Below are 9,463 nucleotides of genomic sequence, written 5' to 3'. Positions count from 1 at the left end.
AGAGTTGTAGCACCTGGCGTTTGAGGAACGTAGACGCGCCCTGCGCGGCTGATCGCAGAGTAACCCAACATTATCAAGGCTTTGTTGGGTTTCGCTTGCACTCAACCCAACCTACATTTCTTCTTAACTGAACCGTATTGGGATATAGTCTGTCTGCAATGAAGCGATCGCTTCTAGTACTTTGTCACACAAACTTTGCCGGGTTCGTAGTGAGCGCTTAAGCGCTCATAAAGGACTAAAGTCCTCACTACGAACCCGGTTACAGAGCAAGCTGAAAAATCCAAAATCCAAAATTGCTTGACTTTGGCTTAAATCGGTATACAACAAGGAATTACAATACATCCACTTTCTGCGCGTTGACTTTGCAGAGTTTGAGCAGCTATTTTACAGGCTTTGAATCTTTGGGGAGCCATTTGTATCGCTGTGAGCAAATTTTGGTTAATCAGTTGGCGTTTGATGTAGTCAGAGCAAGACTCACCCCCATGAAGCAATCGATGGGGGCAGGAAAAACCTTTGTGAGGGGAAAGACGCTTTTGATAGGTATTGAGTGATGCGATCGCAACCTGACTTGCAAAAGCTTCAATAGTACTGACTGACATAATAAAAATGGTAATCTAAACTACCACTCAATCTTCTATCCAACGTCAGTCTCTATTACTCTATCAACAGGTTTAATTTGCATACTGGTTCTCATCGGCTGGTGTGAATAAAATTTGACTAAAATCAAATATTGCTGAACTCCATTCCTAATCAAGATTATGAGTTTTTCCAGCCGCAACTCACTCTTCAAAAACATTGGCACGTACATTATATTAAGTGCGATCGCATTAACAACGCTTTTCCCTTTATTTTGGCTCTTAAGTACTGCCCTCAAATCTCAAAGTGAAAATATCTTTCAGTCACCACCGCAGTTACTACCAAGTCAGCCAACTTTGGAAAACTTTGTTAACGTTTGGCAATCTAATCCTTTTGGACAATATCTATTCAATAGTACTTTTGTTGCTGTACTGACTGTCGGATTAAATTTACTATTTTGCGCTTTAGCTGCTTATCCCTTAGCTAGACTTTCATTTGCGGGAAGAGACTGGATTTTTATCGCGATTATTTCCACAATTATGATTCCGTTTCAAATCGTGATGATACCCTTGTATATTTTGACAGTCCAGTTGGGCTTAAGAAATACCTACTTAGGAATGATTTTTCCTAGCCTAGCTTCTGCTTTTGGGATTTTTCTATTGCGACAAGCTTTTATGAGTGTCCCCAAAGAGATGGAAGAAGCAGCACGTATGGATGGCTGTTCAGAATTGGGTATATGGTGGTATGTGATGCTACCAGCAGTTCGTCCTGCATTAGTTACTCTAGCAATTTTCGTTTTTATCGGTTCTTGGAGTGATTTTTTGTGGCCTTTAATTGTTATTCAAGATGAAAGCTTATATACCCTACCTTTAGGTGTAGCGAAATTAGCGGGTACTTTTTCTCTTGATTGGCGGTTAGTAGCTGCTGGCTCAGTAATTTCTATTGTTCCAGTCATGCTATTGTTCTTATTTTTACAACGCTACATTGTACCCACAGAAACTGGTAGCGGGGTGAAGGGATGAAGGATAAGAATAAAAATCAAAAATTTAACAGGCTCCATGTTTTTTGATCACTACCCATATCGTCTTAAAAATCAGACTCAAGTCGTACATAATTGACCACTTACGTTGATAGTCTATGTCCATGCTGACTATCTTCTCAAAGTCGGTGATGCTCGAACGACCATTTGCTTGCCATTCTCCTGTCATACCTGGTTTGACTCGTAATCTTTGCCAGTGATGTATTTGGTAGCGTATTACTTCATCAGGAGTAGGTGGACGAGTACCGACTAAACTCATTTCCCCTCGCAAAACATTCCAAAATTGAGGAAATTCATCTAAACTAGTTCGACGTAAAAATTTACCTACACGAGTGATCCGTGGATCTTCAGTAGATTTAAAGATGTAACCCGTAGCTTCATTTTTTACTAAGTGCTTGAGTTTATCTGCACCAACAATCATAGAGCGGAACTTCCACATCCGAAAGGTACGCCCGTTCAAACCACAGCGAATTTGGCTATAAAATAGGGGACCAGGATCATCAAAAAAGGTGGCAATTGCAATGGGTATGGTCAATATTGCTGTGATCGCTAGACCAACAATAGCTCCTAGTATATCAATGATTCTTTTGGTAATACTTTTGACAGAAGAGTGTGATGGTTGTGGAAGAAATTGAATTGAGTTTGAATATCTCAGAAAAAACGAATTATCAGTCTTAGAACATTCTTCATTAGAACTAAAATCAAACACAGCTTTACTTCGGTTTTTACTTAGTCAGTAGTTTATAAGGTAAATATAAACAACAACCATTTGCACTGAGAAGCTAAAAATAAAAAATTTATACAATCTTTGTAATTAAGTATGGAAAATTTAAAGTACCTCTAGAGGGGAAGCAATTCACCAAATAAACTCTTGCAAATTGGTAATAGTGAAGCAACAAAGAATAAGAGAATTTAAATCAATATTTTTTTACCTTCGCCAGTGCATCTTCAGCAGCAGCTTTTTCAGCATCTTTTTTACTCCGTCCGCTACCGATTCCATAAATTTTTTCACCCACAAACACCTGAGCAACAAATTCAGGTGCGTGAGTATAACCTCCCACCTGTTCTGTTACATATTTGGGTGGAGTGGGGGTAATATTCTTTTGCACCCACTCTTGAAAGCGATTTTTCGAGTCTACATTCGCCCGATGATCAACAATAATTTCTGGTACTGCATCAAAGAGTGGTTCTACAATAGCCCGAATCGCCTCTATGTCAGAATTATTATCTAAATAATAAGCACCAACCACAGCTTCAAAGGTACTACTAAGCAAATTTGGATTTTGAAAGCCGCCATCGAGAATAGCACCTCTACCCAATCGCATTCTTAAGTCTAAACCTACCTCAATAGCGAACTTGGCTAGTTGCTTCTCATCTACCAACGCCGAACGCCGCCTGGTTAATTCATCTTCTCCTTTGTCGGGATAACGGCAATAGAGATAATGACCACTGAGAAAATTAAGCAAAGCATCACCTAGAAATTCTAGGCGTTCGTTGTGTTCGCCTTCTGTTGGGTTTTCATGAACATAGGAACGATGGGTTAACGCTCGACGTAGGAGTTGATCATTATTAAATATGAGTAGTTTGTGCATTTTTATGTGTTGTCTTGTTGCGAAAATTGATTGTTGGGAAAGTTTACTGTATTCAGTGCTTGAGAGACTATAGTTTTTGATACATGGCTAAAGTTAACTACTCTAACCCTGACTGGAGTGGGAATTTTCATGATGACTGAGGTCATGAATAAAAGGATACAAAGCATAGGGAGCAATGCAAATTCCTAATTTTCACTACCTTGTTTGGTGTTTTATGGCTTCCTTTTTTAATGCTTTGTATTAAAATTAAGTTAAATTTAATTAAGATTCTTTTTGGCGTCATGGCTGTGCCATCGCGCTTGAATCAGTTCACTGTGGACAGTAAACAATTATCCAATTCCTTGATGGGTATACAGAACCCAAACTCAGAAAGCTGATAATTGATAACTGCTCACTGACTAACTGACTAACTGATAAAACAAAATGGATTTATAAATATCCGTTTCCTAGCGATATCGTGGGAATCACATCGCTAATTAGTTGTATATCGGCATCTAGAGGCAAAACAAGATGAAATTCTCCTGGAGAGTCCTAGTTCTCTGGACATTGCCAGCTTTGGTAATTGGCTTTTTCTTCTGGCAGGGTGCATTTGCTGGCGCTCCTGCGGATATGGGTAGAAATACAGCCAGTACACGTATGACCTACGGTCGCTTTCTAGAATATTTAGACGCCAATCGCGTCACTAATGTAGATTTTTATGAAGGCGGCAGAACAGCAATTGTGGAAGCTGTAGATCCGGATCTTGACAACCGTGTTCAACGGGTACGGGTTGATCTGCCTATTAACGCTCCTGAGCTAATTACCAAGCTCAAAGATAAAGGAGTGAGTTTTGATGCCCACCCGATGCGTAATGACGGTGCTATCTGGGGACTTTTAGGAAATCTGATTTTTCCTATATTGTTGATTACTGGATTGTTCTTTTTGTTCCGTCGCTCCAGCAACTTGCCTGGTGGTCCCGGTCAAGCAATGAGCTTTGGCAAATCTAAAGCTCGTTTTCAAATGGAGGCCAAAACAGGAGTTAAATTCGACGATGTCGCAGGAATCGAAGAAGCAAAAGAAGAACTCCAAGAAGTTGTCACCTTCCTCAAACAACCAGAAAAGTTTACAGCTGTTGGCGCTCGTATCCCCAAGGGAGTGCTGCTAGTAGGCCCTCCAGGAACTGGTAAGACTTTATTGGCAAAAGCTATTGCTGGAGAAGCAGGAGTTCCCTTCTTTAGTATCTCTGGTTCAGAATTTGTCGAGATGTTCGTAGGTGTGGGTGCGTCTCGTGTGCGTGACCTGTTCAAAAAAGCCAAAGACAATGCTCCATGTATCATATTTATCGATGAAATCGATGCGGTAGGTAGACAACGGGGTGCTGGGATTGGCGGTGGTAACGATGAACGGGAACAAACCCTCAACCAACTACTGACCGAGATGGATGGTTTTGAAGGTAACACTGGTATCATTATTATTGCTGCTACCAACCGTCCTGATGTATTAGACGCGGCGTTGTTACGTCCAGGACGTTTTGACAGACAAGTAACTGTCGATGCACCCGATATCAAAGGGCGTTTGGAAATTTTAAAAGTTCACGCCCGCAACAAGAAACTAGATCCCAGCGTGTCTTTAGATGCGATCGCTCGTCGGACTCCTGGATTCACCGGAGCCGATTTAGCCAACCTCCTCAACGAAGCTGCAATTCTCACCGCCAGACGTCGCAAAGAAGGCATCACCCTCACAGAAATTGATGATGCTGTGGATCGGGTGGTTGCTGGTATGGAAGGTACGCCCCTAGTAGATAGCAAGAGCAAGCGTTTAATTGCTTACCATGAAATTGGCCATGCTTTGGTGGGTACTGTCCTCAAAGATCATGACCCAGTACAAAAAGTTACTTTGGTTCCACGAGGACAAGCACAGGGTTTGACCTGGTTTACTCCTTCTGAAGAAATGGGTTTGATTACTCGCTCTCAAATCAAAGCCAGAATTACAGGTGCTTTGGGTGGTCGCGCTGCTGAAGATGTGATTTTTGGTCGAGATGAAATTACTACTGGTGCCGGAAATGACCTGCAACAGGTGAGTAATATGGCACGGCAAATGGTAACTCGTTTCGGAATGTCTGATTTAGGCCCCCTTTCCTTAGAAAGCCAGACAGGAGAAGTATTCTTGGGTCGAGACTGGATGACTCGTTCTGAATATTCCGAAGCGATCGCATCTCGGATCGATGCTCAAGTCCGCGCCATTGTTGAAGAATGTTATGACAACGCCAAGCGGATTATGCGTGATAATCGCACTCTCATGGATCGTTTAGTTGATCTGCTAATCGAGAAAGAAACTATCGACGGCGAACAATTCCGTCAGATTGTGGCTGAATACACTGTTGTCCCCGAAAAACCTCAATTTACACCTATTCTCTAGGTTTCGTTAGGTTTTTAAGTTTATAATTTTTTATTCCCCATGTTTATAAATAAAGAACATGGGGATATTTATTTATCAGTCCCCTTGCTCATTAACCGTGCCAATTTGAGATTTTGGATTTTGGATTATTTTTTCGGCTCAAGCCCCGCCCCTTGTGGTTGGGGGCAATCCAAAATCACAAATCTAAAATCCTGTTATACCAATTCTATATGAAGACGCATACAAAGACCCCACCCCGGCTTCGCCACCCCTCCCCGCTTGCGGGGAGGGGTTGGGGGAGGGGTAAAATTCGGGAGCAGCTTCACGAAGAATTGGTATTAGAGGTTGACCATTGACCCTTGACCCTTGACTATTAATTTTTTGTTAAATCTATGAAATCTTATTTAGCTGCTGCTATTCAAATGACCAGTGTGCCTGATCTAGAAAAAAACCTGGCACAAGCAGAGGAATTAATTGATTTAGCTGTGCGTCAGGGTGCTGAATTAGTGGGTTTACCAGAAAATTTTCCCTATATGGGAGAAGAGAAGGACAAACTCGCTCAAGCCGGCGCGATCGCACATAAAACAGAAGCATTTCTCAAAACGATGGCGCAGCGCTATCAAATTACCATTTTAGGTGGTGGCTTTCCCATTCCTGTAGAAGGCACAGGTAAAGTTTATAACACAGCTTTACTTGTTGACCGCAACGCCCAAGAATTATTACGTTACCAAAAGGTACATTTATTTGATGTCAATGTTCCTGATGGCAATACTTACAGAGAATCTAGCACAGTCATGGCTGGTACAGAACTACCTTCTGTTTATGCTGATGAAGTACTAGGTAATATTGGACTTTCTGTTTGTTACGACGTTCGTTTTCCCGAACTTTATCGCCACCTGTCATCCAAGGGAGCAGATGTGATATTTGTGCCTGCGGCTTTTACTGCTTTTACAGGCAAAGATCATTGGCAGGTGCTACTGCAAGCCCGTGCTATTGAAAATAGCTGTTATATTATCGCCCCAGCCCAAACCGGACTCAACTATGACCGCCGTCAAACCCATGGTCATGCCATGATTATCGACCCATGGGGAGTGATTTTAGCTGATGCAGGAGAAAAACCAGGAGTTGCGATCGCCGAAATTAAACCATCACGGCTAGAACAAGTCCGCCGTCAAATGCCTAGTTTGCAACATCGAATCTTTTAAGACAGTTTCAGGGTGTAAGGGTGTAAGGGCGTAAGAGTTTATAAAACGATGATTATTCCGTTAGTTTTACAGTCATCACTCATTGCTTGATTAAAAACCTACACTTGTTAGTTCCTCTTACACCCCTACACCCTTACACCCCCATACTCATTGTGAAGAATGTTATTATTTATTACCCATTCTTCGGGAATTGGGGATTTCGTGGTGGTGGTAAGTTTGGTTGCAATTGTTCTCTGCCTTTGTGAACAATTTGTAACATTTCGTGAAGTTGCTCTTCAATATTCTCTAGAACGCTATCAGCATAGTCATCTGCACCCTGTTCGATGGCTTCAGCCTCTGCGATTGCAGCTCGTCGCATTTCCTCCAACTCTTGCTGACATTGGCGGCGTTTACGGTCAATTTCTTCGAGAGTATCTTGTAACATACCATCACATTCTTGTTGCACTTGTTGCCGTAGTTCTGCGGCTTCTCGTTCTGCTTGTCTGAGAATGTCGCTGTCATCTAATATTTGCGCTCTTTTTGCTTGTGCGGCTTCTACTATTTGCTGTCCGTACTCTTCTGCTTGCAACAAAATTTCTTCTTTGTGTTGCAACATCTCTGTTGCTTCCGAAAAAGCAGTTGGCAAGCACACTCGGATAAAATCAAGCTGGTCAAGCAGCTTTTCCTCATCCACTAACGTCCGTCGCGTCAGTGGAATGTGAAAGCTAGCGAGAATCATTTCTTCCAGACGATTGAGTTCCATTTGAATATCTATACTTCCCGTTCGCATAGCTTCTTCAGGTACTCCGTCGCTGAATTCTGGTCGGGCTAAATTGCTTCCGTCTTGACTTGATTCGATACGGGATGGTTTTGGGCGTAGCATTGGTAAATATCCAGGGCAACGTGCGGGGGAACAAGATGATCAACAGAGCCACCAAATCTTGCAATCTCTTTTACCACACTACTACTTAAAAAACTATATTCATTTGAGGTTGCCAAAAAAACAGTTTCTATATCTACGGAAAGAGTTTTATTGATATGAGCCATCTGTAACTCAATTTCAAAGTCTGAAATTGCTCTTAGCCCCCGCAGTAAAACAGCAGCTTCCCGCATGTGAGCATAATTGACTGTCAAACCATCAAAAGCATCAGCTTCCACATTGGGTAAATGCTTGACAGAATCACGAATCTGTTCCAGCCTTTTTTGTACGCTAAACAGTGGCGTTTTATTCGGATTTCGCAGTACAGCAACAATCACCTTCGTAAATAGCCGACTACCACGCTGAATGATATCTAGGTGTCCCAAGGTAATGGGGTCGAAACTTCCTGGATAAATGGCAATCACAATTTAACGATGCCTCACAGTTGTTTAGGTGATTATATCTAATCACAGATTATGAGCAACAGAGGTAATTTTTATTTTTGCTAGAGAAGTCATAAACCAAACACTGGGAAAAAGTTTTTTCCTCTCTGATGGAGCTAATTAAGACTTAGAATCTAAGCTGTAGTTTTAGTAGTTAGTACTTGTCCGTTGTTTATTGGTAGTTGTTCGTCCCAACCATCAACAAACAACCATCAACAAAGAACTAACCACCAACCATTTAAAACTCTATACTTTAAATTCCAAGTTTTTTAGGTACTTCTGCATGGCATTGGATATTTCCGCTTTGCCCTTGGCGTTTCTATTTACATCTCCTGGCCCAATTTTTGTCAAACTAGGGCCAATCACTATCCGTTGGTATGGTTTGTTAATTGCTTCAGCAGTCTTAATTGGCGTGACTCTTTCGCAGTACTTGGCAAAACGCCGTAGTGTGAATCCAGATTTATTGAGTGATTTGTCAATTTGGCTAGTTATTGGGGCGATTCCAGCAGCAAGACTGTATTATGTTTTGTTTGAATGGCCAGAATACGCTCAACATCCGGAGCGGATTATCGCCATTTGGCAAGGGGGTATTGCTATTCATGGGGCGATTTTGGGGGGTCTGTTGGCAGCTTTAATCTTTGCCAAATTAAAGCGGATATCTTTTTGGCTATTGGCAGACTTAGTGGCTCCTTCGCTGATTTTAGGGCAAGCGATCGGACGTTGGGGAAATTTCTTCAATTCAGAAGCGTTTGGCGCGCCAACCGATTTCCCCTGGAAACTTTATATTCCGCCAGAACGCCGTCCCCCAGAATTAGTTAATTTTGAATATTTCCATCCCACCTTTCTGTATGAATCACTGTGGAATTTAATGGTATTTGCTTTACTGATGACATTGTTTTTTAGAGGTTTGCGGGGTAAACCACGTTTAAAAACGGGTACGTTATTTATGGTTTACTTGTTGATTTATAGTTTGGGACGCTTGTGGATTGAAGGTTTGCGAACCGATAGCTTAATGCTTGGGCCATTGCGAATCGCACAAGTGGTGAGTTTAATCGGCATTATTTTGGGATTGAGTGGTTTAGCTTGGCTGTATATTGCTAAACGTCGATTACCAGATGTAGTTTCGACTTCTCAAGAGTGAGGGGATCGGGGATCGGGGACAAGGAGAGGTGGGGACAGGTCGAATATTTTTCTTGAACTCTCCACGCTTTGAAAAACGTGGATTCCGAACTGTTGTTGCTACGCCGATTAGAAATCGGACTACGCAACGTTATTCTGCCCCAAAGGGGCTTTGACTGGTTCAATCAGTCCTACCCGCCTCGACCAATTTCTCG

9 protein-coding genes are annotated in these 9,463 nt (G+C 42.0%); 4 read left to right on the top strand and 5 right to left on the bottom strand.

Annotation, left to right across the window (positions count from 1 at the left end):
• Positions 1 to 308: 308 nt before the first annotated feature.
• Positions 309 to 599 (bottom strand): membrane protein insertion efficiency factor YidD, encoded by a 291-nt coding sequence (yidD, locus tag ACE1AT_RS26960; RefSeq protein ID WP_374874004.1) that lies wholly within the window; start codon positions 597 to 599, stop codon positions 309 to 311.
• Positions 600 to 758: 159 nt separating this feature from the next.
• Between yidD and ACE1AT_RS26955 the strand changes: the two genes are divergently transcribed.
• On the top strand, positions 759 to 1,598 hold the full coding sequence (locus ACE1AT_RS26955) for a carbohydrate ABC transporter permease (protein WP_374874002.1): 840 nt from the start codon (positions 759 to 761) through the stop codon (positions 1,596 to 1,598).
• 24 nt (positions 1,599 to 1,622) lie between these two features.
• Here the strand turns inward: ACE1AT_RS26955 and ACE1AT_RS26950 are convergent, their stop codons facing one another.
• Both ACE1AT_RS26950 and rnc read right to left on the bottom strand, forming a co-directional pair.
• Complete coding sequence (locus tag ACE1AT_RS26950; RefSeq protein WP_374874008.1) at positions 1,623 to 2,270, bottom strand: sugar transferase; 648 nt, start codon at positions 2,268 to 2,270, stop codon at positions 1,623 to 1,625.
• A 262-nt stretch (positions 2,271 to 2,532) separates the two neighbouring features.
• A complete protein-coding gene (rnc, locus tag ACE1AT_RS26945; RefSeq protein ID WP_374874000.1) occupies positions 2,533 to 3,207 on the bottom strand; it encodes a ribonuclease III in 675 nt (224 codons plus the stop codon).
• A gap of 510 nt (positions 3,208 to 3,717) precedes the next feature.
• On the opposite strand from rnc, the gene ftsH2 reads away from it, so the two are divergent.
• Both ftsH2 and ACE1AT_RS26935 read left to right on the top strand, forming a co-directional pair.
• Positions 3,718 to 5,604, top strand: a complete 1,887-nt coding sequence (ftsH2, locus tag ACE1AT_RS26940; protein ID WP_374873998.1) for an ATP-dependent zinc metalloprotease FtsH2 — start codon at positions 3,718 to 3,720, stop codon at positions 5,602 to 5,604.
• A 371-nt stretch (positions 5,605 to 5,975) separates the two neighbouring features.
• Positions 5,976 to 6,788, top strand: a complete 813-nt coding sequence (locus tag ACE1AT_RS26935; protein WP_374873996.1) for a carbon-nitrogen hydrolase family protein — start codon at positions 5,976 to 5,978, stop codon at positions 6,786 to 6,788.
• Positions 6,789 to 6,960: 172 nt separating this feature from the next.
• On the opposite strand, the gene ACE1AT_RS26930 is transcribed toward ACE1AT_RS26935, so the two are convergent.
• Together ACE1AT_RS26930 and coaD are read right to left on the bottom strand one after the other, a co-directional pair.
• The gene (locus ACE1AT_RS26930; RefSeq protein WP_374874006.1) at positions 6,961 to 7,530 is read right to left on the bottom strand and encodes a DivIVA domain-containing protein; all 570 of its coding nucleotides are present in this window, start codon (positions 7,528 to 7,530) and stop codon (positions 6,961 to 6,963) included.
• Between the two features lie 65 nt (positions 7,531 to 7,595).
• Positions 7,596 to 8,111, bottom strand: coding sequence for a pantetheine-phosphate adenylyltransferase (gene coaD / locus ACE1AT_RS26925; protein WP_374873994.1), 516 nt, complete (start codon positions 8,109 to 8,111; stop codon positions 7,596 to 7,598).
• Positions 8,112 to 8,412: 301 nt separating this feature from the next.
• Between coaD and lgt the strand changes: the two genes are divergently transcribed.
• A complete protein-coding gene (gene lgt, locus ACE1AT_RS26920) occupies positions 8,413 to 9,270 on the top strand; it encodes a prolipoprotein diacylglyceryl transferase (RefSeq protein ID WP_374873992.1) in 858 nt (285 codons plus the stop codon).
• The last annotated feature ends 193 nt before the right edge of the window (positions 9,271 to 9,463 follow it).

Source organism: Pelatocladus sp. BLCC-F211 (genome assembly GCF_041928655.1).
In the GTDB taxonomy this organism is placed as follows: Bacteria; Cyanobacteriota; Cyanobacteriia; order Cyanobacteriales; family Nostocaceae; genus Pelatocladus.
The sequence above is the reverse complement of the archived record's forward strand: the minus strand, read 5'-3'. Positions and strand labels throughout refer to the sequence as shown.